Here is a 25,372-nt window from a genome sequence, read left to right on the forward strand (position 1 = left end):
GATCTCATTAGTTCGTAAAACGGTCGAGTGGGGTACGTACGTGAGATCGTGACGCCATGAGATCTCTGTCGGCTGTGGTTGCTGCCGCGGTCGGAGCGGCGGTCGCCGTCATCGCACTCATCGGCCCCACCGCATTCTTCGTGGTCGATTCCGCAGGTACCGGGTCGCGGTTCGGAAGCTTCTTCGACAGCAGTGCGGCGGTGGCCGCCGCGGCCGTGGTCGTCGCGTTGCTGGTCGCGTCTGTCATGAGAAACCGTGCGGTCGCGGTCGTCGGCGCCGCCGTCGGGTTGATCGCATTGGCGGTTCTGGCCTTCACCGTGAAGAACGGGCAGGGCATCGGGTATTCGACCGCGATCGCGGCCGGACTGGTGCTGGGGGCACTCGCGGTCATGACTCAGCCGGACCCGTCGATCGGTGGTCGGGCGGGTCGGATCGGTCTAGCGGCCGGTGTTGTCGCCGGATCTTTGCTCGCTCAGGCGCTGCCGTCGACGGGCGGGTTCGGCCCCGGTACCAGCCGCCGCTACGCCGACTACCTTCCCGGCGACCTCGTGTCGACGGAGAAGGGATCCGGCCTGCTGACCGTTGTTGGAGTCATCGTCGCCGTGATCGCACTGGCGGCTCTTGCCTTACAGATCAAGGGCACCACAACCGGGGCAGTCGAACGACCGGATGCCACGGTCGCCATCACCGGCCTCGGTATCGCCGTCGCGATCGTTCTGGTGTCGGGCTGGTCGGTCGAGTCCAGGTCTCCGTACGGCCAACTGTCACCGCCGGGATGGGTCTTCGGCAGCCTGCTTGTCGTCATCGTGCTCGCCGTCGCCCTGGTCCTACCCGGGCGGACCGGTTTGGCGTGGGTCGGAGTCGTGGCCCTTGTCGCAGCAGGTGCCGTTGCGGATCTATCGGGCATCAACGTGGTGGTCGGCGTCGTCGTGACGGTTCTCATCGGCCTTGGAGCCGCGTCATCGGGCCGGCGGAATCTGCTACCCCTCGGGATCGCGGTTCTCGTGGTCGTCGCCCTGCTCCAACTGTCGGGCGGCGATTCCTCGACGCTGATCGCGGCGGTGGCCGCGGTGTTCGTCGCACCGTTCGCGGTGAGTTACACGGCGGCCGTCTGTGTGTCGGAGCCGTCGTCCTCGCAGCCGCTCACCCACCCTGCGATCATCGCCACCGCATTGGCCGCGTGCGTTCCGCTGAGCGCTGTAGGCGGAGGAGCCGACTTCGGGTGGACTGCCTACACGCCGCTCACCGACGCCCGGTCGTCCCATCTCGACCTGGGTTTCGGCTACACCTCGGGGACCACCGTGACGACGTCGGTTCTCAGCCTCATCGCAGCCGGCGTCGTCGCGTGGGTGATCACCCGCCGTCCTGTCGACAACGTTCCCGAAGCTCAGTGACCGGACTCGACGACCGCACCGCTCTCGATGTTGCGGGCGCTGGTGGAGCGTCCCAGGGCCGCGACCTCGGCGTCCATCTTGGGGATGATGTGCGGCGCCTGGTCGAGCGAGCCCTTCTCGCCCACCGGTGAGGTGATGACCCCACGCATCCAGCCCAATGCGCCCACCCAGCCGGGCACGTAGACGCGACGCTTGCGCTTCTCGAGACCGGCTACGAAGGCGTTGACGCATTTGTCGACGGTGGTGGTCTTGCTCAGCGGTCCGGGCAGCCCGGCCAGCATCTCCGCGAACGCGGACAAGTCCTTCTTCGCGTCCTGGACGAGCGGGGTGTCGATCCACGACATGTGGGCCGAGCCGACGTCGACGCCGAGGTGCTTGACCTCCAGGCGCAACGCGCTCGCGAAGTTCTCCGCACCCGCCTTGCTGGCGTTGTACGCGGCGAGACCCGGCGCCGGCGCGAACGCGGCCAACGACGACACCACGAGGATGTAACCCTTGCGCTCGATCACCGACGGCAGCGCGGCGCGAACGGTGTGGAAGACGCCGTTGATGTTGATGTCGACGACCTTGCGGAAGGCGGCCGGGTCGACGTTGAGAACCGATCCGTAGCTGGCGATCCCGGCGTTGGCCAGGACGAGATCGATGCCGCCGAACCGCGCGACACCCGCGGCGACAGCCGCCTCCATCGCCGACAGATCGGTCACGTCGGCGAGCACGCTCACGCAGTTGTCGCCGAGCTCGTCGGCGGTGAGCGCGAGCGTCGACTCGTCGACATCGGTGATCACGACCTTCGCGCCGCGCTTGACCAACGCACGCGCGGTCTCGGCACCGATCCCTCGCGCCGCGCCGGTGATGAGAACGACCTTGCCCTTGACTGACGCCATGGGATCCACCCTAGAGGGCAACCACAGCCGTCCTAGGAGGTGACCTCGGCCCCTCGTCGCGGCGGGCACGCGTCGAGCCAGGTGTTCTCGGCCTCGTCGAAGACCCGTGAGCGCGCCAGGAACCGGACCCCCTCGGGGGCCTCGAGGCTGAACCCGGCACCGCGACCGGGCACGACGTCGAGGATCAGCTGGGTGTGTTTCCAGACCTCGTACTGGTCACCCTGGATCCAGACCCGCACGGCCGGAATGGGATCCGCCAGCTCGATCTCACCGAGCAGCACATCACGCTGACCGACTCGGAACTCCCCGGACGGGTAACACATCGGCGCCGACCCGTCACAACATCCACCGGACTGGTGGATCATGAGGCCGCCGTGGAGCTCCGACAACTTGGTCAGGAGCTCCACGGCGGAGTCAGTTGCGACGACCCTGTCTGTAGCAGTCATCACGGTCTCTCTCTTCGATCAAATCTGTTGCCGCTCTTGGTCAGACGCTGCTGATCAGAAGAAGCCCTTCGCGTTCTGAGCGTAACCCACCAGCAGGTTCTTGGTCTGCTGGTAGTGCTCGAGCATCATCAGGTGGTTCTCGCGGCCGATGCCCGAGGCCTTGTAGCCGCCGAAGGCCGCGTGTGCCGGGTAGTCGTGGTACGTGTTCGTCCACACGCGACCGGCCTGGATCTCACGTCCTGCGCGGTAGGCGGTGGCACCGTCGCGCGACCAGACGCCCGCACCCAGACCGTAGAGGGTGTCGTTGGCGATGGACATGGCGTCGGCGTAGTCGGAGAACGTCGCGACCGACAGCACGGGTCCGAAGATCTCCTCCTGGAAGATGCGCATCTTGTTGTTGCCCGCGAAGATCGTCGGCTTGATGTAGTACCCGCCGGCGAGTTCTCCGTCGAGCTTGAGCGGCTCGCCACCGGTGAGGACCTTGGCGCCCTCTTCCTGGCCGATGCTCAGGTACGAGGCGATCTTCTCGAACTGGTCGTTCGACGCCTGTGCGCCCATCATCGTGTCGGTGTCGAGCGGGTTGCCCTGCTTGATCGCCTCGGTGCGCTTGACCGCGAGGTCGATGAACTCGTCGTAGATCGACTCCTGGATGAGCGCGCGGCTCGGGCAGGTGCAGACCTCGCCCTGATTCAGCGCGAACATCGTGAAGCCCTCGAGGGCGCGGTCGCGGAAGCCGTCATCGGACGCCATCACGTCGGCGAAGAAGATGTTCGGGCTCTTGCCGCCGAGCTCCAGGGTGACCGGGATGATGTTCTCCGACGCGTACTGCATGATCAGTCGGCCCGTGGTGGTCTCACCGGTGAACGCGATCTTGCGGATCCGGTTGCTCGACGCGAGCGGCTTGCCCGCCTCGACGCCGAAGCCGTTGACGATGTTGAGGACGCCGTCGGGCAGCAGGTCACCGATCAGCGAGATCAGGTACAGGATCGACGCGGGGGTCTGCTCGGCCGGCTTGAGGACAACGGCGTTGCCTGCGGCCAGCGCCGGGGCCAGCTTCCAGACCGCCATCAGGATCGGGAAGTTCCACGGGATGATCTGTCCCACGACGCCGAGGGGCTCGTGGAAGTGGTAGGCGACGGTGTCCTCGTCGACCTGCGACAGCGAACCCTCCTGTGCACGAAGGGCGCCCGCGAAGTAGCGGAAGTGGTCGACGGCCAGCGGGATGTCGGCGGCGAGACACTCGCGGACGGCCTTGCCGTTGTCCCACGACTCGGCGACCGCGATCTGTGTGAGGTTCTCCTCGATGCGGTCGGCGATCTTCAGCAGGACCAGTGAACGCTCGGCGGCGGCGGTCTTGCCCCACGCGGGGGCGGCCTTGTGCGCGGCGTCGAGGGCGAGGTCGATGTCCTCGGCGGTCGAGCGCGCGACCTCGCAGAAGGTCTTACCGGTGATCGGCGACGGGTTCTCGAAGTACTGGCCCTTGACCGGCGGGGTCCACTGTCCCCCGATCCAGTTGTCGTAGCGCTGCTCGAAGTTCATGACCGCGCCATCGGTTCCGGGGTTGGCGAAAATCGGCATCAGTGCTCTCCCTCGTATTTCCATGTGATGTGCACCACAAAGCTACGCCGGGTCACGTTGCAAGCCCGTTGCACGTGAATCTGCGGTGCGTACGTTGGGGTCATGACACAGGCATCAGTTATCCCCGTCGATCAAGGTCCCAAGATCACCGCACGGCAGGTCAACGTCAACGCCTCTGCCGCCGACATCTTCGCGCTGGTCGCCGACCCGCACCGCCACCACGAGCTGGACGGCTCCGGCACCGTGCGCGACTCCACGGTCAAGGGCCCCGACCGCCTGAAGAAGGGCGACAAGTTCAGCGTCGGGATGAAGCAGTTCGGCGTTCCCTACAAGATCACCTCGACCGTCACCGACCTCGCCGACAACAAGGTCGTCGAGTGGCAGCACCCGATGGGCCACAAGTGGCGCTGGGAGCTCGTCGAGACCGCACCCGGCAACACCCAGGTCACCGAGTCGTTCAACTACGGCACCGCCAAGGTGCCTGCGATGATCACCGCCTTCGGCTACGACAAGAAGAACGGCGAGGGCATCACCAAGACGCTCGAGCAGCTCGCGAAGCGGTTCGCCTGAGTCAGCGCTGCACCGGCTTACGCAGGACAACCGCACCGGAGATGTGGCCGGGAGGGACGGCCGATGAGTCGACCACCCGGTACCCGGAGCGTTCGTAGAGGTCGATGTTGCGGCCGCTCCGCGCGCCGGTGAACAGCTCGAACGTCATGGCCTCGGTCGGCGCGAGCCGTTCGATCTGGGCGAGCAGGCGTCGCCCGATCCCCAGTCCGGCCAGGTCCGGCGCCACCATCAGACGACCGATCTCCCAGGTCTCACCGATCAATCGTCCTCGGACCGCGGCCACCAGCCGCGGTCCGTCGCGCATCGTGAGGACTGTCCAGGAGCGGATCCACGACGCGACGTCATCGAGGGACTCGTGCAGAGGCGGGATGTCGAGGGTGTCGTTGGCAATCGCCTCCGACACCCAGCAGCACCGCTGCAGGACCAGCAGTTCGGCCGCGTCCTCGTCGGTGCCGTCGGCGATGACCATGTCCGCCGTCGCGGACGGGTCGCCATCCGGTTCCGAGGCCAGGCGCGCATACCGGAACACGTCCCGCGGAACGCCCTCGATCCGGATCGCCCCTCGACTCAGTCCCTCGCACCGGTAGCCGACGCCGAGCGCCGCACGACGCGAGCGGGTGTTCCACGGCTCGATGTCCATCTCGATGCGCACCACGCCGTCGACCTGGAGTGCGAACTGGGTCGCGACTCGAAGCGCGCGGGACGCGACCCGCTTGCCTCGATGCTCTGTGCTCACCCAATAGCCGATGCGGATGAGACCGTTGCGAGCGTCGGTCAACCAGACGCCGATCTGTCCCATGGCCTCGTCGGTGTCCGCGTCGGCGATCGCGAACGAGAAGCCTGCGCCATCACGCGCCCGTTCCTGCTGCCGATCGATGTAGTCGCGGGCTGCGGCCTGCGTGGCCTCGGGGGCCACCGCCGGAATCCAGTCGATCAACGGATCGACGACGGCCGTCATCACCGTGGCCAGATCGGTCGACGTGAAGGGTCGCAATCGGATCCCGTCGCCGCGCACCACGGGAACGATGAGGCTCGGCATGACATCACCCGATCAGTGAGCGGGGCCCGGCGTCAACGGATTATGCGGCGGAAGGCCTCACATCCGGGCGTAGCGGGCCATGACGAACGCGTAGATGCCGTAGGCCGCCACACCGATCGCCGCGACGAACAGCAGGATCTGTCCGGCCGGGGCGGTCCCCAGGGTCTTGACGGCCCCGTCGATGCCGGTCGCCTGTGAGGGATCGGTGCGCACGACCGCCACCCCGACGAGGAGCCCGGCTCCGGCGAGAACCAGTCCCTTGGCGACATATCCGACGATGCCGGTGGTCCGGACCGCCGCGTTGTCGGTGATGTTCAGGTCGTCCATGAAGTTCTTCGAGACGCCCTTGTAGACGTGATAGGCACCGACGCAGAAGATCACGATGCCAACGACCACCAGGACGAACTTGCCCAGACCCGATCCCATGAGCCGGGCACTGAGTCCGGCGTTCTCCCGACCGCTCGAGGTGCCGTTGCCCAGCGCGAAACGGGCGGCGGTCCACGCGAACGCGAAGTACAGGACGGCCAGACTCAACGCCTTGCCACGGTCGAGCAGGCTCGACACACCCTCGTCGTCGGACGTGTTCGGCTCGGTGGCGTGTACCCCGATCGCTGCCTCGGCCAGCCGCCACAGCGCCATCGCGACGAACGCCACTGCGCCCACCCACAGCGCGACGGTTCCGCCGGTCGTACCCGCGACCGTCGACAACGCGCCCGACTGGTCGGCGTTGCCGCCGTCGCCGAGGGCGATCCGCACGATCACGTAGGCGATGAGGATGTGCACGATGCCGCTGACGGCATGGCCTGCGCGCGCGGCGAACTCGAACCCCGAGTTGCCGGTTGCATCGTCAACCGCTCCGAACAGACCGCCTACCCCGGATCCCCGCATCCGCTCACCCTAGGAGAATCGGACAGCCCGCGGGACCTATCCGCGAGGTCGCGGCTCGCCCAGGGTGACGCCGCGGTAGCCGATCGTGCCGCCGCGATAGCTGCCGTCGGGGAACAGGCGACGGAGTTCGCTGCTGCCCTGGGTGCTCACCCTGATCCGGGTGGTGGCGACGATGAGGCGCATGTCGGCGACGTTCTCCGCACCCGTGATCCCCCGCTGTCCGGTGGCGTCGACCTGCTCGATGCCACTGATCGTGGGGGTCGGGATCTTCTTGGCGATCGACGAACCGAAGATTCGCGGGACCGACAGCGCCCGTTCCCGGCCGGTGTCACCGATCTGCGCGCTCACCGACCACCCCTCGCCGGCCGCGGTGAACGCACTCGAGCCGACCGGGTCACCGGTGAACGTGGCGAGGACCTTGGGCAGCGCCCAGTTCTCCCGGCCGCCGCGCATCGTCGCGGCGGAATCGACCGGCAGGAACGGGATGTGTCCGAACACGCCGTCCGGACGGGCGTAGACGATGGCGCCGCCGAGCTCGTTGTACGTACCGACGGGGGTGTGGCTGTAGCGGACGCCGAACCCGAGTCGCAGCAGCGGCCGGGCGCGACGCGCGAGAGCGGGCGGCAACAGGTCGCGGTCAGACCTGCGCGCCCGCGCCGAGAAGAAAAACCCCGTCCCCTCGATCAGCCACGGCGCGGGGCTGCCGGTGTCGGGCAGGGCGTCGTTCATCGCGGCGGTGGCGATGGCCTCGGGGATCGCGGACGTCAGATCGCGCCATCGCGCCTCGGTGATCATCAGCTCACCTTGCCAGATGACTGACACAAACCGCCAGCTTTGTTTCTTTGGCGGTTCTAACGGATGCCGAAACGCTGGTCCAGGAGACGGCCGCGGCCGATGGCCCGCGACCGATCGGGATCCTCGGGACTCAGCATGGTGGCCAGCAGACGCCACGCTGCGGCATCGTCGCGACCGTGTACCGACGCGGTCCACGACCGCAGTGCCACGCGATCGGCACCGGCGACGACCGCCGAACGGATGTCGCTGAGCAACTCCTCGAACACCTCGACGACACCGGGCGCGCGGGACTCGGCGAGTAGCCCGCCCCGGCCGAGCGCCGAGATCGCCCCGGTGACGTCGCCGCGGCGGACGCGCTCGGTGATGCGGTCGACGTCGGAGACCACCGGGATCTCGAGACGGTAGGGCCGCGACTGCAGTACGTGGGCGCCGAGGTCGCGACGCAGGCGGGATATCTCCGCGCGCACGGTGACCGCGTCGACACCGTCGTCGGACAACGCCATCGCGAGCTGTTCGGTGCTCATGCCGTGGGGATGGGTGGACAGGAGCAGGAGGATCTCGGCGTGACGCGGGGTGAGTCGGTGGTCGGTGCCGTCGTCGGCGGCGAACTGATAGCCGGCGGTGTCGAGAACCCGGAGACCCGCGCCCGAGGTCTGCGCGGTCGTCCCGAGATCGACGCCGCCATAACGGATCTGGAGTTCGATGGCCGCGACCACCGAACGGACGGTCGACATCGCGAACGGCGCGGCGACCTGACGTCCACCGGTGACGTCGAGCACTCCGAGCACGTGCCCGGTCAGCGGGTCGTGGACCGGCGCGGCCGCGCAGCTCCACTCCTGCACCGGTTCGGCGTAGTGCTCGGCGCCGACGATCTGCACGCCGCGGCCCACGGCAAGGGCGAGGCCGGGGGCGTTGGTGCCCGCGACCTCCTCGGACCACATCGCACCCTCGACGAAGTCGATGGCCGCCGCCTTGTCGCGCGCATCGCGGTCGCCTTCGAGCCAGAGCAGCCGACCGACCTCGTCGGTGAGGGCGACGACGACGCCCGCCCCACCGATGTCGTCGAGCATCAGCGACTGCACCAGCGGTCGGACGGCGGTCATGGGGTGCGCGGCGCGGTACTCGGCGAACGCCGACGCGCTCATGTCCGCGACGGCGGTCGCGGTCGGATCGACACCGCCGCGCAGCGATCGCATCCAGGAGTCGCGGACCACCGACCGCACCGACCCTGCGTCCGAGGTGCGCCCGTCCCGGAAGTGTTCGTAGGCGGTCCGGATGCGCGCGCTGTCGATGTCTGCGTCATCGATCCCCGACGTCTGCGACATTGCTCCTCCACACTCACGCTCGATGGAGGCCATTGTGCCGTAAAAGCGTGCCCCGATGTGGCGTGGACCACTTACCAGGCGCGAGGGCTCTAGACGGCGTTGCGGGAGATGAGCACGTCGGCGGCATCCACCGACACCGCCCCCACCCGCCGCATGAACTTCGCGACGCGGGGCAGCACCTCGGCCTCGCGGTGTACGGCGGCGTAGATCAGCCAGCGCGCCGCCTCGGTCGCGGTCAACGCGGGCGCCTCGGTGTACTCGTCGGTGGGCGAGATCATCGGGGTCCGGACCAGCGGGAAGTAGACGGTGCTCACGGCGATGCCGGTGCCCCGCAGTTCGGCGTTGATGCTGCGTCCGAACACCGTGATCGCCGCCTTCGACCCCGCGTAGGCGGAGAACTTCGGCATGGCCCCCATCGGGATGCCCCAGGTGGAGACGTTGATGATCTGGCCGCGGCCGCGCGTACGCATCCCGGGCAGGAACCCGAGGGTGAGCTGCACGGGTCCGAAGTAGTTGATCGCCATCGTGCGCTGGTAGTCGTGCAACCGGTCGACCGAGTCGAGCACATCGCGGCGGATCGAGCGGCCCGCGTTGTTGACCAGGATGTCCGGGCAGCCGTGCTCGGACAGCACGTGATCGATCAACCGCGCGATGTCGTCGGTGTCGGAGAGGTCGGCCGGGGCGGTGTGTGCGACGCCGCCGGCGGCACGGATACGAGCCGCCACGGAGTCGAGCTCGTCGATTCGGCGGGCGACCAGGATCACCCGGGCGCCGGCCTGCGCGTACATCTCCGCGGCCTCCGCGCCGATGCCCGAGGACGACCCGGTCACGAGGATGAGCTTTCCCGTCAGCTCCGCCTCGGCGTCACGGGTGAGGTCGACGAGATCGCGTGCCGTGCGGGGACGTTGCATCGCCGTCCGCACCACACGGTTCGTCAGAGAAGTCACTGGATTTGCCATGCGCCGACGGTAGAACACCGGCTCGATCCGACCCCGTCACACCCGCACGCAGGCGCTCGTACGGCGGTACAGTGACCCTCCGCCGCGAAGCGCCGCTGACCAGACCCGGAGCGTCTCGATGAGTCCTGACGACACCACCGCGCAGATCCACGTCTCCGTGGACGGCCCGTACCTCGTGACGGGCGACGTCGAGATCTTGGACGCCGACGGCCACCCGATCCGGACGCGTGGCCCGGTCACCCACCTCTGCCGCTGCGGTGGGTCGCGCAATGCCCCACTGTGCGACGCGACGCACGGATTGAAGGGCTTCGACGGCACCGAGACGTGCGGGGCGTCGGGTGCGGGCGGCGGGCGGCGGAGTCCCCGCTCCGGCGACGCCGCCTGCGTCCGAGCCCTCGTCGACGGCCCGTTGCAGCTCACCGGCGACATCGACGTCATCGGATCAGACGGCCTTGTCCACGACACCACCGGTCGGCGAACACTGTGTCGCTGCGGGCGATCTCGGACCAAACCATTCTGCGACGGCACGCATCTGGAGGTCGGTTTCCGCGACCCGGTCCCGGCGGGCGAGGGTCGTGAACCACCGACGATGTACGAGTGGGCGGGCGGGGTGGATGCGCTCGAACGACTGACCGCCCGCTTCTACGGCGATCTGCTGAGCGAACCCGACCCGATCCTCGAGCCGGTGTTCCGTGGGATGGATCCGGGGCATCCCCGGCACGTGGCCGCGTGGCTGGGCGAGACCTTCGGAGGACCGCCGGCGTTCAGCCGCGAGCACGGTGGATACGAGCACATGGTGTCGAAGCATCGTGGTCTCGCGCTCACCGAGATTCAGCGGCAGCGCTGGGTCGAACGCATGTGCGCGACCGCCGACCTAGTCGGGTTGCCCAGAGACCCCGACTTCCGTGCGAACTTCGTCGGCTACCTCGAATGGGGAACGCGCATAGCGGTCTTCAACAGTGCCCCCGGCGCGAGGGTCATCGAGCACGCGCCGGTCCCGCAGTGGGGCTGGGGCCAGAGTCCGCCGTACACACCCCAGCCGTGGGAAACAGGGACACTGGACTGATGAAGACGATCCTCAACATCATCTGGCTGGTGCTCTGCGGCTTCTGGATGGCGGTCGGCTACGTGCTGGCCGGCATCGTCTGCTGCATCCTCATCATCACCATCCCGTTCGGCATCGCGTCGTTCCGCATCGCGAACTACGCGCTGTGGCCGTTCGGACGAACCGTCGTCCGCGATCCCCGCGCCGGCGCCGCGTCCGCGATCGGCAACATCATCTGGCTGATCTTCGCGGGTATCTGGCTCGCGATCGGCCACATCGTCACCGGGATCGCGCTGTGCATCACCATCATCGGTATCCCGCTGGGTATCGCGAGCTTCAAGATGGTGCCGGTGTCGCTGCTGCCCCTGGGCGCAGAGATCGTCCCGTCTGACGCACGCCTGGCACCTCCGGTTCGGCGTACTATTTAGGTATGCGTACAAATGATGATCAGTGGTCCATCACCGACAGCGTCGGACGTACCGCGCTCCTCGTCGCGCTCGGTCGGGCGCTCGAGACCCGTAGCGACGCTGCGCTGATCTCCGACCCCTACGCCGCGCAGTTCGTCGCCGATTCGGGCGAGACCGACCTCGCGCCCGAGCGCATCGAAGCGCTGCTCGATGCCGACGACGACCCCGCCATGACCCGCGCGATCGACCTGCTGCGCAACATGATGGCCGCCCGCACGCAGCGCATCGATGCGGCGCTGACCGCGGCGAACGACGACGGTTGCCTGCAGGTGGTGATCCTGGCCTCGGGCCTCGACGCCCGCGCGTACCGCCTCCCCTGGCGTCCGGGGACCACGGTGTTCGAGGTGGACCAGCCCGCCGTCCTCGAGTTCAAGAACCAGACCCTCGAACGACTCGACGCCACCACGCGTGCCACCCGCATCACGGTCGCCTGCGACCTGCGCGAGGACTGGTTGACGGCACTGACCGGGGCCGGCTTCCGATCCGACCGCCCGACGGTCTGGCTCTGCGAGGGGCTGCTGCCGTACCTCACCTCGGCCGACCAGGAGCGCCTGCTGACGACCATCGGGACGGCGGCACCCGTCGGTAGCACGCTGGTCTTCGACGTCCCGCGTGCGTCGTTCGACCTGGGCCAGATGGACTTCCAGGCGCAGGCCTTCGGCGTCGAGATCGACGAGCTCATGCTCGATGTCGGTGAGTTCGCGGCACAGGACTGGCTCGAGGGCAACGGATGGACGACGGGCTCCGACTCGATCGGCGCGCTGCTCACGTCGTACGGCCGGTCCAGCGCCGTGCTCACCGACGACACCGCCGGCGACGCCATCGATCTGGTTGTCGCACAGCGGCGCTGAGCGTCACCCACCGTTCACACGCACGCCGTTCCGAGGACACCGGCGTAGGTCATAATTTCTCAATGCTAACGAACTTGTGGGCGCGCCCCGCCTCGTCCCGGACCCCCGTCTCCCGCTTCGGCGTGCTCGCCGGACTCGTCGCCGCAGGCGCGATCGCGGTGTCCACCCCCGGAGCGGCCGACGCCGCCATCTCCTCGTGTGCACTTTCGTCGCTGCCCTCGCAGGCGACGACGACAGTGAATCTGATCCACCAGGGCGGGCCGTTTCCCTACCCCAACAACGACGGCGTGGTCTTCAGCAACCGTGAGGGCATCCTGCCCTCGCAGTCGTCGGGTTACTACCACGAGTACACCGTGCCCACCCCCGGTGCCAGCACGCGCGGCGCGCGGCGAATCGTCACCGGCGGAACGCCACTCACGTCTCCCCCGCGCTACTACTACACCGGAGATCACTACGGCTCGTTCTGCTCCGTCACCGGTGCGTGATCGACGCGGGCACGACGCCGCGGGATACTGCCTGTCATGACCGGTGACACCGTGCGTTACGAGATCGACGGTTCGGCCATCTCGTCGGCCGCCGACTTCTACGCCGAGATCGGGCGCGCGGTGAACGGACCGGGCGGCTACTTCGGCTCGAACCTCGATGCGCTCGCCGACTGTCTGCGTGGCGGTTTCGGGACCCCGGAGTCCGGCGACTTCGAATTCGTGTGGCGTGACAGCGCCACGACGCGCGCACAACTGGGCGTGTCCGCGGCCGATGAACCGCCGATGATCGACCGGGTCGTCGAGGTGTTCTCCGATGTCGGGGTACCGCTCACCCTGAGCTAGGACGCAGGCCCGCCGGCGCGGAGCTCGCGGACACTGTCGATCGTGTCCGCGTCGGCGGCGGTCTTGTCGGGTCGGTACCGCAACACCCGCGCGAACCGCAGCGCGACACCGCCGGGGTACCGCGAGCTGGTCTGCGCACCGTCCAGTTCGATCTCCACCACGATCTCCGGGTGGAGGTAGACGGTGTGCTGATCGCGGTCGCGTTCGTGGCGCGGGAACTCCTCGGTCTGCCACCGCAACAGCTCGTCGGTCAGCCCCTTGAACGTCTTCCCGACCATGATCGGGGGTCCGCCGTCGGGGTCGCGGGCACCGAGGTGCAGATTCGACAACCACCCCGTCCGTCGGCCGTACCCCCATTCCGCGGCCAGCACCACGAGATCCAGCGTGTGCTCGGGTTTGATCTTCAACCAACTCTTGCCGCGCCGGCCCGCCGCGTAGACGGAGTCGAGCGACTTCGCCATCGCGCCCTCGTGTCCGGCGTCGATGGCCGCCTCGAAGTGGGCCTGGGCCTGCTCGGCGTCCGGACGGATGACCGAGGGGATCCGATGCTCACCGGCGACCGCGTCCAACGCGGCGATCCGACGCTCGAGGGGCTCGTCGAGCAGGTCGACGCCGTCGAGGTGCAGGCAGTCGAAGAAGTACGGGCGCAGCAGGAGTTCACCCTCGGCCGACCCGAACCGGCTCATCGTCTCCTGGAACGGGCGCGGCCGACCGGAGTCGTTGAGCGCCAGCGTCTCCCCGTCGAGGACAACCGAGGTGCACGGCAACGCACGCACCAGCTCGACGAGCTCGGGCACCGACGAGGTGATGTCGCGCAGGGTACGGGTGACGATCAGGACGTCGTCGCCGTCGCGGTGCACCTGGATCCGCGCGCCGTCGAGTTTGTGTTCCACGACGAGGTCGGGGCCGAGTTGGGCATGCGCGGCGGCCATCGACTCGCCGGGGGAGGCGAGCATCGGACGGATCGGCCGACCCACGGTGAGGCGGAACTCCGCCAGGGCCTCGGCCCCGTCGACCATCGCCGCACGGGCGGTCGCCCCGAGGTCACCGGAGAGCATCACCGCGCGACGGACGACGGCCTGGGGGATGTCCGATGCTTGCGCGATGGCGTCGGTGGCAACACCCTCGAGCGCGCCCTGCCGGAGTTCTCCGGTGATGAGCCGGACCAGGAAGTCCTGTTCGTCGGCGGTCGCGGCACCGAGCAGCGACACCAACGCCTCGCGACGGCGTGCGGTCGACCCGCTCCCGGAGATGGTCGTCAGCCCGGTCAGGGCGGCATCGACATCACCCACCGACAGCGACGTCTCCGTGGCCGGTTCCGGTCGGGCCGCCGACAGGGTGCGCCACCCGATCCCGATCCGTCCCTGCCGGAGTTCGCCGGACAACCAGCCGACGACCGGGTGGACCTCGTCGGGACCGGCCGCTCGGATCAGCTCCGCGACCGCGGCGATCTTCGCCTTACGGCCGGACGTCGCACCGACCACACGAGACGTCTCGATCACATCGGCCAGGCGCATGCGTCAGAGCTTCTCGACGACCTCGGTAATCTGCTTCACGGTCTTGCCCGCGATCTGCTGGAACACCAGCCACATGATCGGCTCGGCGATCTTGCCCGCCCCGTTCAACGACACGTTCGCGCGGTAGGTGATCTCGGTGCCGCCGCCTTTCGCGTCGGCGAAGGTGAGGTCGTCGCTGGTCACCGCGGTCTTGTTCGTGCCCTCGAACCGCAGGTGGTCGGCATCGTCACGGACCAGCGTGTAGTCGAGTTCGGTGGTCACACCGACGAGCTTGGACGTGTTGTGCCAGACGGTCCCGAGCGCCACGGGCCCCGGGGTGGTCTGGACGTTGTCCTGGCTACCCGGATCCCACTGCGTCGCGTTGGTGAAGTCGCGGAGATACCCGACCACCGTCGCGCGGTCTTTTGCCACCGTGAACGTGCGTGCTACCTGAACCATGCCTCGATCGTAGTCGCGCCGACCGGACTCGATCGCTCAGAAGTCGCGGATGCTGCGATCGCTCGCGGGCTCGAAGTCCGGGATCCGACGCGCGGCGTCGACCACGGAGTAGCCGGACGCATCGCCGTTGAGCGACACCGATGGTCGACCGTCGACGCCCACCGGGATGTCGCCGGCCAGGGTGACCCGGTTGACCTTGCGATACGCCGAACCGAAGTCGGCGACACCGTAGTGCTGCGTGGAGCGGTTGTCCCAGATCGCCAGGTCGCCCGCGTTCCAGTTCCAGCGGAAGGTGTTGTCGGGGCGCTCGATTCGCGCCTGCAGCAGTCGCAGGATGTCGGCGGTCTCCGACGTCTTCAGTCCGACGAAGGACTCCACGAAATGGCCGAGGGTCAGTGCACGCTCGCCGGTCTCGGGATGAACGCGTACCACCGGGTGCTCAGTACGGAAGACGGTCTTGTGGAACTCTTCGCGGTACGCGGGGTCGCTGCTGTCGCCGACGGTCAGGTGCTCGGCGTAGTCGTAGTCGTTGGTGTGTACCGCGCGCAGGTTGTCGGCGAGGATGCGCAACGGCTCGGGCAGGGCCGCGTAGCCGGCCACCGTCGACGCCCACATCGTCGCTCCGCCGTACTCGGGCTGGACGACCGCACGCAGGATCGACATCTTCGGGATGCGGTCGACGAAGGTGACGTCGGTGTGCCAGGAGTTGGCCGCGCCCTCGAGCGGCAGGAGATCCTCGCCGCGGGACAGCACCGTGGGGTGTGCCTTGGTCGGGACACCCAGGCGCTGCCCGAACGCGTACTGCGCATCGTCGTCGATGTGGTGCTGGCCGGTGATGATCACGGCCTTGTGGACAGCGACGACGCGGGCGATCGCGGCCACGGTGGCGGCGTCGAGATCGGCGTCGATGTGGAGTCCGTCGATCCGCGCACCCAGGTTGTGTCCGAGTTTGGTCACGCGAAACGGAGTGCGCGTGGAGGACTGGACTCCGGGGGTCTCGAGTATCGCTGTCATGGTCGGCCTTTCACATAGCTATCCAGCCAGTTTTGCCGTGCGACGCACCACTTCGAAAGGTTTGGCGCATACTGATCGCAACCCGGTCGGCCGAAGGATCCTTTACGCCCGGCCACCAGCGGTCCACGTCGAGAACCCGGCGGATCACCGCCCATCTGCTCGCATGATTCGACGTTTCCACCCCATTCAGGGGCATCAGCAGTGAGGATCGACTCGTGGATTCAGTGTGGACATACTTCACTGATCATCGCCGACAGCTGCTCTTCGACTCGTATCAGCACGTCAGCGCGGTGGTTCAGAGCGTCATCCTCGCGACCCTGATCGCATTGATCATCAGCATCGCGTCCTATCGCAGCGCCACCGCATCCGCGCTGGCCAACTCGCTGTCGTCGGTGATCCTGACAATTCCGTCATTTGCGCTCCTGGGCCTGCTGATCCCGATCTTCCATCTCGGAGTCACGCCCAGTGTCATTGCGCTGGTCCTCTATTCGCTCCTGCCGATCATCCGCAACACGATCGTCGCGCTCTCGTCGATCGATCCCGCCCTGATCGATGCCGCCCGGGGTACAGGGATGTCGCGCGTGCAGACGCTGTACCGCATCGAACTCCGACTGGCCTGGCCCGCCGTCCTGTCCGGGATGCGCGTCAGCTCGCAGCTGGCGATGGGAATCCTGGCCATCGCGGCGTACGCGAAGGGGCCCGGCCTGGGCAACCTCATCTTCTCCGCGCTCGCCCGCATCGGCAGCCCCACCGCCATCCCGATGGCGCTGACCGGAACCATCCTCATCGTCGTCCTGGCGCTGATTCTCGACGCCATCTACATCCTCATCGGCCGCCTCACGACGTCGAAAGGACTACGTGACTGACATGACCACCTCCCAGAAGGCAGTTCCCCAACGCGCGGAAAACGCGGCCGGGGTCGACATCGTCCTCGATTCGGTGACCAAGCGGTACCCCGGTCAGAAGGCCGCGGCGGTCGACGACTTCTCCCTCACCATCAACGCCGGCGAGATCGTCGTGTTCGTCGGACCCTCCGGGTGTGGCAAGACCACCACGATGCGGATGATCAACCGGTTGATCGAACCCACCTCGGGGTCGATCTTCATCGGCGGCAAGGACGCACTGTCCATCCCGGCCAACGAATTACGCCGCTCCATCGGCTACTCCATCCAGCAGGCCGGTCTGTTCCCGCACATGACGATCGCGCAGAACGTCAGCATGGTGCCGAGTCTTCTCAAGTGGGACAAGAAGAAGACCGCGGCCCGCACCGAGGAGATGCTGCACCTCGTCGGCCTCGACCCGGCCATCTACCTCAACCGGTTCCCGCGCCAGCTCTCCGGTGGTCAGCAACAGCGTGTCGGTGTCGCCAGAGCGTTGGCCGCCGATCCCCCGGTGCTGCTGATGGACGAGCCGTTCGGTGCTGTCGACCCCATCACGCGAGCGTCGTTGCAGGACGAGCTGATCCGGCTGCACGCCGAGATCGGCACCACGATCGTGTTCGTCACCCACGACTTCAGTGAGGCCGTGAAGCTCGGTGACAAGATCGCCGTACTCGGTGATCGGTCCACCGTCGAGCAGTACGACACCCCCGAGGCGATCCTGGCCAACCCGGCCACCGAGATGGTCGCCGGATTCGTCGGCGGCGGCGCACTTCTGCAGCAGCTCGGGTTGGTGCGCGTGCGTGACGTCGACCTACAGCAACGCCCGACGGCCCACGAGAACGATCCGGTCGACGATCTCGCCCGTGCCATCGACGCGACCGACGACAACTGGGGGATCATCCTCGACGATCGCGACCGGCCGGTGCGCTGGGTACGCGACCACCACCTGCGCAACGCCCGATCGTTGCGCGACAACGGAGTTCCCGCCGACCTGGTGTCCATGTCGTCGACGCTGCAGCAGGCGCTCGAGGCCATCCTGTCCACCGGTTGCGTCTCGGCCATCGTCACCGGCAAGAACGGGAGATACGAGGGCATCGTGACCATCGAGACCCTGATGGCCGCGATTCGTGACATCCGTGTGGAGACCGGACCCGACGCCGAAGCGAGGGAACCGGAATGACCACCACCGTCGACACCGAGGTCGCCAAGGGCGAGGGCAGACTCCGTCTGTTCATCCAGCCCGTCCTGGTGCTGATCGTCGCTGCGGCCGTCCTGACCTGGGCGTTCACCCGCGACCTCACCGCGACGCAGAAGGAGACCATCAACGGCTCCAACGTGAGTTCGTTGGTCTGGCAACACCTGGTGATCAGTCTCGTCGTCGCCGCGATCGTCGTCGCCATCTCGGTTCCGCTCGGAACGGTGTTGAGCCGACCCCGTTTCCACCGTCTCGCCCCGATTGCCATCGCGATCGCGAACATCGGTCAGGCCACGCCGGCGATCGGCCTGCTGGTTCTCCTGTTCCTCTGGACCGCCACGACCGGGTTCTGGATCGGTGTCATACCGATCGCGATCTACTCGTTGCTGCCGGTGCTCGCCAACACCCTGCTGGGTTACGAGCGCGTCGATCCCGCCGTGATCGACGCCGGTCGGGGTCAGGGCATGTCGAAGATGGGAATCCTGGTGCGCCTGGAGTTCCCGCTCGCCATCCCCTACATCCTGGCCGGGCTCCGGACCTCGCTCGTGCTCGCGGTCGGCACCGCGACCCTGAGCTTCCTCGTCGACGCCGGTGGCCTCGGCATCCTCATCGACACCGGCTACAAGCTGCGCGACAACGTCGCCCTGGTGCTGGGCAGTGTGCTGGCCGCATGTCTGGCACTGATGGTCGACTGGGCCGGGGCATTGGCCGAACGCTGGCTGGGACCAAAGGGATTGCGAGTATGACAACCACATTGCGACACCGAGACCGACGGCCGGGACGCGTTCGCCGCGCACTGAGAGCCACCACCCTGCTCGCGGCCGTCGCCTCGATGACCGCTGCGATCGGGGCCTGCGGACTCGCCTCCGGCAGTACGCCACCGTTCACGGTGGGGGCCGGATCGATCAAGAACATCCCCGCGCTCGACGGGGTGAAGGTGACCGTCGGCTCCAAGGAGTTCACCGAACAGGTCATCCTCGGATACATCATCGAGTTCTCGTTGATGGCGGCCGGTGCCGACGTACGCGACCTCACCAGCATCGTCGGATCGCGCAGTACCCGCGACTCGCAGACGCAGGGCCAGGTCGACATCACCTACGAGTACACCGGTACCGGGTGGATCAACTACCTGGGCAACGAGAAGCCGATCCCGGACGCGACCAAGCAGTTCGAGGCGGTGCGCGACGAGGACCTGAAGAAGAACGACATCGTGTGGACCGCGGTCGCACCGATGGACAACACCTATGCACTGGCGGCCAGCCCCGAGGTCATCAAGAGCACCGGGGTGAAGACGCTGAGCGAATACGGAGCGCTGGTCAACAAGAACCCGGGTGCGGCGCAGACCTGTCTCGAGACCGAGTTCCGGAGTCGCCAGGACGGATTCCCGGGTGTGGCGAGCACATACGGCTTCCCGGTTACCAAGGCCCAGGTGTCGATCCTCCAGACCGGCATCATCTACCAGGCCACCGCGGACGCGAGTCAGTGCAAGTTCGGTGAGGTGTTCACCACCGACGGGCGCATCAAGGCCCTGGGCCTGCAGCTCCTCACCGACGACAAGCAGTTCTTCCCGCACTACAACGCAGCGATCGTGATGCGCGAGGCCTACGCCAAGGAGCACCCCGACATCGCGAAGGTGATGACGCCGGTCTCGGACAAGCTGACCAACGACGTGATCACCGACCTCAACCTGCAGGTCGATGTCCAGGGCAAAGAGCCCGCTGAGGTCGCGCGGGACTGGCTGGTCAAGGAAGGGTTCGTCAGCAAGGAGTCGTCCTGACCCGCTGACGACCCGGTCAGGTCAGGTCGCGACGAGCGTCAGATCTGACCGATCGGGACGGGCTCGGCGACGCCGTCGGCCGACACGCGAACCGCGTGCGCGGCGTCGCGCAGACCGTCGGTACCTACCACCAGCGCGCCGTCCGGACGCTGGACGATCGTCGTCATGCGACCGTCGCGGCTCAGCAACTCGATGACCCGTTCGCCGGGCCGGCCCATGGCGTCGACCAGGACGCCGGCATGTCCACTGAGTCCGATGACCACGGTCTGTACCACCGACCCGGTCTCACCGGCCGTCATACGGTTGTCATTCACTCGATGTCTCCGTCACGCGTCGCTCGAACCCGAAAAGCCGACACGGTAGCGAGGCCCCCCGAACGCGGCCCGTGTTCATATTTCACTATCAGCAATCGACTATAACCCCACCCGTACAGATGTGTTGTCGATCGCTCGACGTACATGACGATCATTCGTCCGGTCGGAGTCGGCATCGTCGGGCAGCAGGGCGATGCGCACCGACACCGGCTCCACGCCGAGGAGTCGGACATTCATGGCGTTGAACAGCCGCAGCGGATGCCAGGCGACGATGGCGCGTTGACGCGCGAGGACATCGTCGTCGGGGAGCACCGTCGCGATGCCGGCGACCCACCGATGGCGCAGACCGCATCGGATCCGTACCCGCACTCGCGGATCCGCCACGATGTTGCGCACGTACTGTGCCCGCAGTCCGTGTTCGGCGATCACCCAGAGAAGATCCCCACTGCGCCCGTTGCCGACCGGTGTGCGCCGGGCGCAGCCAGTCCGCCGACCACGCGTTTCCAGGACCACCACCCCGAGTGGGTTGATGCCGACCGTGTGCAGAACTCGCACCACCGGGTTGAGTGCCCATCGCTGCACCGTCCGCACCAGCCGCCACTTCGCTCGCGGGCACACAGCCGAGGAGAGAACGAGACCGACGAACACGGCCGTCTGTGCGAGCGGCGCCGACAGCCCACCGGACGGATCCACCGCGTACGGCCCCCACGACAGGGCGAGCGCCCCCGCCAGGGCCACGATCGATCCGCGCAGCGCGGCAATACATCTGTATGAGTTCATACAGATGTATGATCCTCGCCATGGCGGTGAAGTCAAGACCTGAACCGGCCCGGTCGATACTCACCGCGCTCCTGGAGGTGGTGTCCGAGCACGGGCTCGAGCGCGCCACGGTCCGAGAGGTGGCCGCGTCGGCCGGCGTCTCGATCGGGACCGTGCAGCACTACTTCCCGACGAAGGACGCCATGGTGGTCGGCGCGTTCACCGAGGTCGTCGAGCGGATACGCCGACGCGTCAACGCCGTACCGCTCACCGCTGACGTCGAGTCCGACCTCCGGGCGGTGCTCGGCGAACTCCTGCCGGTCGACGCGCGGCGCCGCACCGAGGCCCGCATCCAACTCGCCTTCGCCGCTCGTGCTGCGGTGTCGCCGGCCCTCGCGACCCTGCAACGGGAGGTTCTCGACGATGTGCGCGCATCCGTGGCGTCGGCGTTCCGACGCCGTTGGGGCCCAGACGACGCTCCCCGTAGCCGGGACGCGGCGGCGGCCGCATTGGCACTCGTCGACGGACTCGCGATGCACGCTGTCTCCGCGGGCGATCAGTACGACGGCGACTCCCTGCGACGGCCCCTCGACCTCGTGCTCGCCTCGATCCTGTCCTGACCGGCCTCAGCGGTCGATCGTGCGGGCAGAACCATCCGGGTGGACACGAACCGCCCGGCCGACCGCGTCCATCGCGTCGGTCCGGATCTCCAGCGAGCCGTCCGTGAACTGCACCAGGGTGGCCACCATCCCGGTCGCACCGCCCAGTCGGACGGTCTTCGACGACTCGACAATGGTGCGACGACGATCATGCGAGTTGGAGCCCATGTCATCACCTCCGAATGAGTACGTTCGCTAAGGATTCGTCGCCGGTGGGTATGCGGATGGCCACCACAGCCGTGTCGCTGTGGCCGCGACCACGTCGGCACGACAGACTCGTGGACGACGTGCAGGCGGTCATCCGTCTACCGGCCCGATCGAAGGGACTCGACCCGTGCGAACCCGCCGCGCTCTGGTGGCCCTGCTCGCGACGCTGCTCGGGGTCGCGGGGTGCTCGCTGTTCGCCGACGACCCCACCGACACCTACGAGGCACTCGCCACCGCGCTGACCGACGTCGACGTCGATGCCGCGGCCGGTCACACCGACGACGCCGCGGCGGCAAGAGCGGCGATCACCTCGATGTACGCGGGGATGGGGTTCGGTGACCGCGCTGCCGCGCAGAAGGCCGGCAAGAAGGTCAGTGTGCGCGCCGAGGGTGTCGACGAGAAGTCCGGGCGCGGCTCGTTGGAGTTCCGGTGGACCTTCGGACCCGGCAAGGAGTTCGCCTACCGCACCGAGGCGACCGCGACCGACGACGACGGATGGCGGGTGCACTGGGACCCGACGCTCCTGCATCCCGCCCTCACGCGGGCACTGAGCTTTCAGTACTCCGACGACAAGAATCTCGAGACCCCCGTGACCGACCGGCGAGGCCTCCCGCTGCTCACGTGGCAGACCGTCGGCGTCGTCACCGTCGCGCGCGACCAGGCCGACGCGCGATCGGCCGCCCTCGCCCAGATACTGAACCGGATCGACCCCTCCATCACCGCGACGTCGATCCGCGCGTCCGCCGACGCGGCCACCTCCGACTCGGTCACGGTGGTCACCCTGCGCGCCGGCGACCTGCGGACCGTGCGCGATCGCCTCGGGGCCGTCCCGGGCATCTCGGTGAGCGAACAGGGCAAGCTGCTCACCGTCGACCGCTCACTGCGCTCCCCCGCTCTCGCGCAGATCCCGGACCGGTGGAACGACCGGATCACCGCGAGCGCCGGATGGTCGGTCGATCTGGTGGACGGGTCGGGCACCACCGTCGACCGGTTGGCCACCCGTGCACCCGGCGACGTCGAGGCGGTACCGCTGACGCTGGATCTCCGCCTGCAGCGGTTGGCGCAGCGGGCGGTGGCCTCAGAAGCGAAACCAACCGCTCTGGTGGCGATCTCAGCGTCGACCGGCGGACTCCTCGCGGTGGCACAGAACGGGGCTGCCGACCGTCAGGGGCCGATCGCGCTGTCGGGCCTCTACCCGCCGGGGTCGACGTTCAAGACGGTGACCACCGCGGCTGCGCTGGAATCAGGCGACGTCACCGCCGGGACACCGTTGCCCTGCCCGGGTCGGGCGACGATCGAGAACCGCACCATCCCGAACGAGGACGAGTTCGACCTCGGCACCGTGCCGCTGCGCACGGCCTTCGCGCAGTCCTGCAACACCACCATGGGCGCGCTGTCGGACAAGCTCGGACCGACGGCGTTACGCGACACCGCAGCCCGATTCGGCATCGGCGTCGACTTCGTCGCACCCGGGATCACCACGGTGACCGGGAGCGTGCCCGCCGCCGACACCCCGGCACAGCGGGTCGAGAGCGGCATCGGCCAGGGACGCGTCACCACGAGCCCGTTCGGTCTCGCCGTCGCCGAGGCGAGCCTGGCGCACGGCTCGATGATCCTGCCGTCGCTGCTGTCGGGTCAGACCACGACCGCCGACCAGCGTCCCCCGGCTCTCGACCCAGCGGTGGTGTCGCAAATCCGCTCGATGATGCGCGACACCGTCACCGCTGGGACAGCGCGGTCGTTACGCGACATCCCCGGTCTCGGCGGCAAGACCGGAACCGCCGAGTTCGGCGACAACTCCGGCGCGCACGGATGGTTCGCGGGCATCCTCGGCGATGTCGCCTTCGCGACACTGGTCGTCGGAGGCGACTCCTCGAGCCCGGCCGTCTCGGTCTCCGGTCAGTTCCTGCGCGGGTCGCTGGGCGACTGAGGTCTCCTTCCGAGCCCGCTGAGGCGTCGCTCACGTTCGTGACATCGGTTACTGGCACCATCGGTGATGTGGGATAGTCGAACCCATGAAAACGCCTGGTCGGAGTGCGCCGTCCCCGACATCCCCGACGACCGCCCTCGCCGAGGAGCCCGACACCCGCCCCGCCATCGGTATGACGGTGGTGGTCGACACCGGTGACGGGTCCGACGCCCGCGGCGTTATCGTCGACGACTTCGGCGACCTGGCCGGCACTCCGGTCGGGATCGGGACCGAGCGCATCGCGACCGCACGCCGCTGGGCCGTGGACATCGACGGCGGGCACATCGTCTTCGTCGACGACGCCGCGCTGCTCGAGATCCACCCCGACGCGTCGGCCTCCTAGCCCGAGACCTCCGGCGCCTCGGTGTCGGGGGCGACCCTCCCGACATCGCGTCCGTGCCACCGCGCGGCCGCCAACACCCAACTCCCCTCGGGGTCCTGCGGGTCGTGTCCCGTCAGTTTCGCCACCCGCGCCAGGCGATAGGCCACGGTATTTCGGTGGATCTGCATGCTCTGCGCTGTCGCGAGTTGATTACACGAGTTGTCCAGGAAGGTCCAGAGTGTCTCCTGCGCAACTGAATCCGTTCTTAAGGCATCGCTGACCCGTTCCAGATACGGGTGCGCCGGGCGGGCGGTCGCGACCACGTACGGGAACAGCACGTCGTCGCCCACGCAGAGACTGTCGGACCGGTCGAGCAACCGGGCCGTGCGACACAGGGTCTGCGCCTCGATCCGTGCGGCGGGGATACCGGTCGGGGTGGCCGGCGCGGAGACCCCGGCCCAGAACGTCGGAGACGTCTCCGACAGGTCGGACCGCGGTATGAAGCCCTCGAGGACATCGACCGCCCCACGCCCGTCGACGTCGGCCGCCGGTATCAACGCCGTCCATCCGGACGTGTCCGACACGGTCAACGCACCGTCGTCGGCTGCGGTTCGGGTGTGGATCTCGCGCAGGATGCGGGGGTCGCTGTCCGGCGCGGGTTCGAACGCGGCCACCACATAGGCCGTCGCGAGAGGACCTGCGCGATCCAGCGTCCCGGGCGGCGGGGACGCCCCACTCAGCAGTGCCGTCGCGACCGCACGCTTCGCGTCACCGCGCGTCCACACGTGGTCCGAGACGATCAATGGGCTGCACGCCACGGCGATCCGCCCGGTGACCGTGGTCAGGTATCGGACCAGCGCCGCCGCGGACTCCAGCATGAACGTGCTGTCCTGCTCGATCAGCGCACTCGTCAGTTGGTCCCAGATCATCGTCGCGCCGCCCTGGTAGACCGCCAGGATGTCCTCGAGTGCGACGCCGTCACGTTGCCGCATGAGCGCGAGTTCGATGAGCGGGCCGAGCTCCTCGGTGGTCGGCATCGTCCGCGTCTGCAGGTAGCGGAAGTACAGGTCGACGTTGAGACGCGTCCCGTGCACCATGTCGTGTTCGACGAGAGCGCTCGGCGCGTTGTCGTACGCAGGCACCGTCGACGAGAACCCGTTGATCACGGTGTACGCCTGCTGGTGCAGGCGACGGATGACCTCGGTCCGCCCCTCCATGGATCTCTCCCCCCGGCCGCCCTCAGTTGGGCGCA

Annotated in this window: 29 protein-coding genes; 14 read left to right on the plus strand and 15 right to left on the minus strand. The window is 67.8% G+C overall.

The window, feature by feature from the left end; genetic code table 11:
* The first annotated feature begins 56 nt into the window (after window positions 1–56).
* Window positions 57–1,394 (plus strand): hypothetical protein, encoded by a 1,338-nt coding sequence (locus IEV93_RS04795; RefSeq protein WP_188487414.1) that lies wholly within the window; start codon window positions 57–59, stop codon window positions 1,392–1,394.
* Here the strand turns inward: IEV93_RS04795 and IEV93_RS04800 are convergent.
* From IEV93_RS04800 to adh, 3 genes are read right to left on the minus strand one after another with little or no spacing between them, the layout of a single operon-like run.
* Window positions 1,388–2,278, minus strand: coding sequence for an SDR family oxidoreductase (locus tag IEV93_RS04800; RefSeq protein ID WP_188487416.1), 891 nt, complete (start codon window positions 2,276–2,278; stop codon window positions 1,388–1,390). The genes IEV93_RS04795 and IEV93_RS04800 overlap by 7 nt on opposite strands.
* A 32-nt stretch (window positions 2,279–2,310) precedes the next feature.
* The gene (locus IEV93_RS04805; RefSeq protein WP_188487418.1) at window positions 2,311–2,724 is read right to left on the minus strand and encodes a DUF779 domain-containing protein; all 414 of its coding nucleotides are present in this window, start codon (window positions 2,722–2,724) and stop codon (window positions 2,311–2,313) included.
* A 54-nt stretch (window positions 2,725–2,778) separates the two neighbouring features.
* Window positions 2,779–4,302: an aldehyde dehydrogenase gene (adh, locus tag IEV93_RS04810; protein WP_188487420.1), complete on the minus strand. Its 1,524-nt coding sequence runs from the start codon at window positions 4,300–4,302 to the stop codon at window positions 2,779–2,781.
* A gap of 102 nt (window positions 4,303–4,404) precedes the next feature.
* Here adh and IEV93_RS04815 point away from each other — a divergent pair, with 102 nt between their 5' ends.
* Window positions 4,405–4,872: an SRPBCC family protein gene (locus IEV93_RS04815; protein ID WP_188487422.1), complete on the plus strand. Its 468-nt coding sequence runs from the start codon at window positions 4,405–4,407 to the stop codon at window positions 4,870–4,872.
* Window position 4,873: 1 nt separating this feature from the next.
* Here the strand turns inward: IEV93_RS04815 and IEV93_RS04820 are convergent, their stop codons facing one another.
* The 5 genes from IEV93_RS04820 to IEV93_RS04840 all read right to left on the minus strand — a co-directional run bounded on the left by IEV93_RS04820 (window position 4,874) and on the right by IEV93_RS04840 (window position 9,878).
* Window positions 4,874–5,911: a GNAT family N-acetyltransferase gene (locus IEV93_RS04820; RefSeq protein ID WP_188487424.1), complete on the minus strand. Its 1,038-nt coding sequence runs from the start codon at window positions 5,909–5,911 to the stop codon at window positions 4,874–4,876.
* Between the two features lie 57 nt (window positions 5,912–5,968).
* Window positions 5,969–6,799, minus strand: a complete 831-nt coding sequence (locus IEV93_RS04825) for a DUF1206 domain-containing protein (RefSeq protein ID WP_188487426.1) — start codon at window positions 6,797–6,799, stop codon at window positions 5,969–5,971.
* Between the two features lie 36 nt (window positions 6,800–6,835).
* The gene (locus IEV93_RS04830; RefSeq protein WP_188487428.1) at window positions 6,836–7,594 is read right to left on the minus strand and encodes an acetoacetate decarboxylase family protein; all 759 of its coding nucleotides are present in this window, start codon (window positions 7,592–7,594) and stop codon (window positions 6,836–6,838) included.
* Window positions 7,595–7,650: 56 nt separating this feature from the next.
* Complete coding sequence (locus IEV93_RS04835) at window positions 7,651–8,901, minus strand: helix-turn-helix domain-containing protein (protein ID WP_371873829.1); 1,251 nt, start codon at window positions 8,899–8,901, stop codon at window positions 7,651–7,653.
* Window positions 8,902–9,008: 107 nt separating this feature from the next.
* Window positions 9,009–9,878 carry an SDR family NAD(P)-dependent oxidoreductase gene (locus tag IEV93_RS04840; protein WP_188487432.1) on the minus strand — a complete coding sequence of 290 codons (870 nt, stop codon included), beginning with the start codon at window positions 9,876–9,878 and terminating at the stop codon, window positions 9,009–9,011.
* Between the two features lie 118 nt (window positions 9,879–9,996).
* Between IEV93_RS04840 and IEV93_RS04845 the strand changes: the two genes are divergently transcribed.
* The 5 genes from IEV93_RS04845 to IEV93_RS04865 all read left to right on the plus strand — a co-directional run bounded on the left by IEV93_RS04845 (window position 9,997) and on the right by IEV93_RS04865 (window position 13,068).
* Window positions 9,997–10,944, plus strand: coding sequence for a CDGSH iron-sulfur domain-containing protein (locus IEV93_RS04845; RefSeq protein ID WP_188487434.1), 948 nt, complete (start codon window positions 9,997–9,999; stop codon window positions 10,942–10,944).
* Window positions 10,944–11,351: a YccF domain-containing protein gene (locus IEV93_RS04850; RefSeq protein ID WP_188487436.1), complete on the plus strand. Its 408-nt coding sequence runs from the start codon at window positions 10,944–10,946 to the stop codon at window positions 11,349–11,351. Before IEV93_RS04845 ends, IEV93_RS04850 begins: the two co-directional genes overlap by 1 nt.
* Before the next feature lie 2 nt (window positions 11,352–11,353).
* Entirely contained in the window at window positions 11,354–12,241 is an 888-nt protein-coding gene (locus IEV93_RS04855; protein ID WP_188487438.1) for an SAM-dependent methyltransferase, read from the plus strand.
* A 62-nt stretch (window positions 12,242–12,303) separates the two neighbouring features.
* Window positions 12,304–12,726 carry a guanyl-specific ribonuclease gene (locus tag IEV93_RS04860; protein WP_188487440.1) on the plus strand — a complete coding sequence of 141 codons (423 nt, stop codon included), beginning with the start codon at window positions 12,304–12,306 and terminating at the stop codon, window positions 12,724–12,726.
* 36 nt (window positions 12,727–12,762) lie between these two features.
* Window positions 12,763–13,068, plus strand: a complete 306-nt coding sequence (locus IEV93_RS04865; RefSeq protein ID WP_188487442.1) for a barstar family protein — start codon at window positions 12,763–12,765, stop codon at window positions 13,066–13,068.
* On the opposite strand, the gene IEV93_RS04870 is transcribed toward IEV93_RS04865, so the two are convergent.
* Genes IEV93_RS04870 through IEV93_RS04880 form a run of 3 tightly spaced genes read right to left on the minus strand, consistent with a single transcriptional unit; the run spans window position 13,065 to window position 16,037 of the window.
* Window positions 13,065–14,585: an ATP-dependent DNA ligase gene (locus tag IEV93_RS04870; RefSeq protein WP_188487444.1), complete on the minus strand. Its 1,521-nt coding sequence runs from the start codon at window positions 14,583–14,585 to the stop codon at window positions 13,065–13,067. The genes IEV93_RS04865 and IEV93_RS04870 overlap by 4 nt on opposite strands.
* A gap of 3 nt (window positions 14,586–14,588) precedes the next feature.
* Window positions 14,589–15,023, minus strand: a complete 435-nt coding sequence (locus IEV93_RS04875) for an SRPBCC family protein (protein WP_188487446.1) — start codon at window positions 15,021–15,023, stop codon at window positions 14,589–14,591.
* Window positions 15,024–15,059: 36 nt separating this feature from the next.
* Window positions 15,060–16,037, minus strand: coding sequence for a TauD/TfdA dioxygenase family protein (locus IEV93_RS04880; RefSeq protein ID WP_188487448.1), 978 nt, complete (start codon window positions 16,035–16,037; stop codon window positions 15,060–15,062).
* Between the two features lie 215 nt (window positions 16,038–16,252).
* Here IEV93_RS04880 and IEV93_RS04885 point away from each other — a divergent pair, with 215 nt between their 5' ends.
* From IEV93_RS04885 to IEV93_RS04900, 4 genes are all read left to right on the plus strand, one after another.
* Window positions 16,253–16,903, plus strand: a complete 651-nt coding sequence (locus IEV93_RS04885; protein ID WP_188487450.1) for an ABC transporter permease — start codon at window positions 16,253–16,255, stop codon at window positions 16,901–16,903.
* 1 nt (window position 16,904) lies between these two features.
* Window positions 16,905–18,098 (plus strand): ABC transporter ATP-binding protein, encoded by a 1,194-nt coding sequence (locus IEV93_RS04890; protein ID WP_188487452.1) that lies wholly within the window; start codon window positions 16,905–16,907, stop codon window positions 18,096–18,098.
* On the plus strand, window positions 18,095–18,859 hold the full coding sequence (locus IEV93_RS04895) for an ABC transporter permease (RefSeq protein WP_188487455.1): 765 nt from the start codon (window positions 18,095–18,097) through the stop codon (window positions 18,857–18,859). The genes IEV93_RS04890 and IEV93_RS04895 overlap by 4 nt, the downstream gene beginning before the upstream one ends.
* Before the next feature lie 86 nt (window positions 18,860–18,945).
* Window positions 18,946–19,890: a glycine betaine ABC transporter substrate-binding protein gene (locus IEV93_RS04900; RefSeq protein ID WP_229705123.1), complete on the plus strand. Its 945-nt coding sequence runs from the start codon at window positions 18,946–18,948 to the stop codon at window positions 19,888–19,890.
* A 38-nt stretch (window positions 19,891–19,928) separates the two neighbouring features.
* Here IEV93_RS04900 and IEV93_RS04905 read toward each other — a convergent pair whose 3' ends face one another.
* Together IEV93_RS04905 and IEV93_RS04910 are read right to left on the minus strand one after the other, a co-directional pair.
* The gene (locus IEV93_RS04905) at window positions 19,929–20,204 is read right to left on the minus strand and encodes a hypothetical protein (protein ID WP_188487460.1); all 276 of its coding nucleotides are present in this window, start codon (window positions 20,202–20,204) and stop codon (window positions 19,929–19,931) included.
* Window positions 20,205–20,303: 99 nt separating this feature from the next.
* Window positions 20,304–20,984: a nitroreductase/quinone reductase family protein gene (locus IEV93_RS04910; RefSeq protein WP_188487462.1), complete on the minus strand. Its 681-nt coding sequence runs from the start codon at window positions 20,982–20,984 to the stop codon at window positions 20,304–20,306.
* A 20-nt stretch (window positions 20,985–21,004) separates the two neighbouring features.
* Here IEV93_RS04910 and IEV93_RS04915 point away from each other — a divergent pair, with 20 nt between their 5' ends.
* Window positions 21,005–21,583 (plus strand): TetR/AcrR family transcriptional regulator, encoded by a 579-nt coding sequence (locus IEV93_RS04915; RefSeq protein WP_188487464.1) that lies wholly within the window; start codon window positions 21,005–21,007, stop codon window positions 21,581–21,583.
* 6 nt (window positions 21,584–21,589) lie between these two features.
* On the opposite strand, the gene IEV93_RS04920 is transcribed toward IEV93_RS04915, so the two are convergent.
* Window positions 21,590–21,790, minus strand: a complete 201-nt coding sequence (locus IEV93_RS04920; RefSeq protein WP_188487467.1) for a hypothetical protein — start codon at window positions 21,788–21,790, stop codon at window positions 21,590–21,592.
* Between the two features lie 166 nt (window positions 21,791–21,956).
* Here IEV93_RS04920 and IEV93_RS04925 point away from each other — a divergent pair, with 166 nt between their 5' ends.
* Together IEV93_RS04925 and IEV93_RS04930 are read left to right on the plus strand one after the other, a co-directional pair.
* Window positions 21,957–23,759, plus strand: coding sequence for a penicillin-binding transpeptidase domain-containing protein (locus tag IEV93_RS04925; RefSeq protein WP_188487469.1), 1,803 nt, complete (start codon window positions 21,957–21,959; stop codon window positions 23,757–23,759).
* An 85-nt stretch (window positions 23,760–23,844) separates the two neighbouring features.
* On the plus strand, window positions 23,845–24,141 hold the full coding sequence (locus IEV93_RS04930) for a hypothetical protein (RefSeq protein WP_229704890.1): 297 nt from the start codon (window positions 23,845–23,847) through the stop codon (window positions 24,139–24,141).
* On the opposite strand, the gene IEV93_RS04935 is transcribed toward IEV93_RS04930, so the two are convergent.
* Window positions 24,138–25,337 carry a PucR family transcriptional regulator gene (locus IEV93_RS04935; RefSeq protein WP_188487471.1) on the minus strand — a complete coding sequence of 400 codons (1,200 nt, stop codon included), beginning with the start codon at window positions 25,335–25,337 and terminating at the stop codon, window positions 24,138–24,140. The two genes, IEV93_RS04930 and IEV93_RS04935, sit on opposite strands and share 4 nt — an antisense overlap.
* Window positions 25,338–25,372 lie beyond the last annotated feature (35 nt).

The organism is Williamsia phyllosphaerae, from assembly GCF_014635305.1.
Classification (GTDB): Bacteria; Actinomycetota; Actinomycetes; order Mycobacteriales; family Mycobacteriaceae; genus Williamsia_A; species Williamsia_A phyllosphaerae.

Coding starts and splice junctions, on each gene's coding strand:
- IEV93_RS04895 (WP_188487455.1), top strand. CDS start 18,095: ATGACCACCACCGTCGACACCGAGGTCGCCAAGGGCGAGGGCAGACTC.
- IEV93_RS04815 (WP_188487422.1), top strand. CDS start 4,405: ATGACACAGGCATCAGTTATCCCCGTCGATCAAGGTCCCAAGATCACC.
- adh (WP_188487420.1), bottom strand. CDS start 4,302: ATGCCGATTTTCGCCAACCCCGGAACCGATGGCGCGGTCATGAACTTC.
- IEV93_RS04820 (WP_188487424.1), bottom strand. CDS start 5,911: ATGCCGAGCCTCATCGTTCCCGTGGTGCGCGGCGACGGGATCCGATTG.
- IEV93_RS04890 (WP_188487452.1), top strand. CDS start 16,905: ATGACCACCTCCCAGAAGGCAGTTCCCCAACGCGCGGAAAACGCGGCC.
- IEV93_RS04875 (WP_188487446.1), bottom strand. CDS start 15,023: ATGGTTCAGGTAGCACGCACGTTCACGGTGGCAAAAGACCGCGCGACG.
- IEV93_RS04930 (WP_229704890.1), top strand. CDS start 23,845: ATGAAAACGCCTGGTCGGAGTGCGCCGTCCCCGACATCCCCGACGACC.
- IEV93_RS04805 (WP_188487418.1), bottom strand. CDS start 2,724: ATGACTGCTACAGACAGGGTCGTCGCAACTGACTCCGCCGTGGAGCTC.
- IEV93_RS04920 (WP_188487467.1), bottom strand. CDS start 21,790: ATGGGCTCCAACTCGCATGATCGTCGTCGCACCATTGTCGAGTCGTCG.
- IEV93_RS04935 (WP_188487471.1), bottom strand. CDS start 25,337: ATGGAGGGGCGGACCGAGGTCATCCGTCGCCTGCACCAGCAGGCGTAC.
- IEV93_RS04900 (WP_229705123.1), top strand. CDS start 18,946: ATGACCGCTGCGATCGGGGCCTGCGGACTCGCCTCCGGCAGTACGCCA.
- IEV93_RS04800 (WP_188487416.1), bottom strand. CDS start 2,278: ATGGCGTCAGTCAAGGGCAAGGTCGTTCTCATCACCGGCGCGGCGCGA.
- IEV93_RS04795 (WP_188487414.1), top strand. CDS start 57: ATGAGATCTCTGTCGGCTGTGGTTGCTGCCGCGGTCGGAGCGGCGGTC.
- IEV93_RS04880 (WP_188487448.1), bottom strand. CDS start 16,037: ATGACAGCGATACTCGAGACCCCCGGAGTCCAGTCCTCCACGCGCACT.
- IEV93_RS04860 (WP_188487440.1), top strand. CDS start 12,304: ATGCTAACGAACTTGTGGGCGCGCCCCGCCTCGTCCCGGACCCCCGTC.
- IEV93_RS04870 (WP_188487444.1), bottom strand. CDS start 14,585: ATGCGCCTGGCCGATGTGATCGAGACGTCTCGTGTGGTCGGTGCGACG.
- IEV93_RS04825 (WP_188487426.1), bottom strand. CDS start 6,799: ATGCGGGGATCCGGGGTAGGCGGTCTGTTCGGAGCGGTTGACGATGCA.
- IEV93_RS04915 (WP_188487464.1), top strand. CDS start 21,005: ATGGCGGTGAAGTCAAGACCTGAACCGGCCCGGTCGATACTCACCGCG.
- IEV93_RS04865 (WP_188487442.1), top strand. CDS start 12,763: ATGACCGGTGACACCGTGCGTTACGAGATCGACGGTTCGGCCATCTCG.
- IEV93_RS04840 (WP_188487432.1), bottom strand. CDS start 9,878: ATGGCAAATCCAGTGACTTCTCTGACGAACCGTGTGGTGCGGACGGCG.
- IEV93_RS04845 (WP_188487434.1), top strand. CDS start 9,997: ATGAGTCCTGACGACACCACCGCGCAGATCCACGTCTCCGTGGACGGC.
- IEV93_RS04855 (WP_188487438.1), top strand. CDS start 11,354: ATGCGTACAAATGATGATCAGTGGTCCATCACCGACAGCGTCGGACGT.
- IEV93_RS04830 (WP_188487428.1), bottom strand. CDS start 7,594: ATGATCACCGAGGCGCGATGGCGCGATCTGACGTCCGCGATCCCCGAG.
- IEV93_RS04910 (WP_188487462.1), bottom strand. CDS start 20,984: ATGAACTCATACAGATGTATTGCCGCGCTGCGCGGATCGATCGTGGCC.
- IEV93_RS04850 (WP_188487436.1), top strand. CDS start 10,944: ATGAAGACGATCCTCAACATCATCTGGCTGGTGCTCTGCGGCTTCTGG.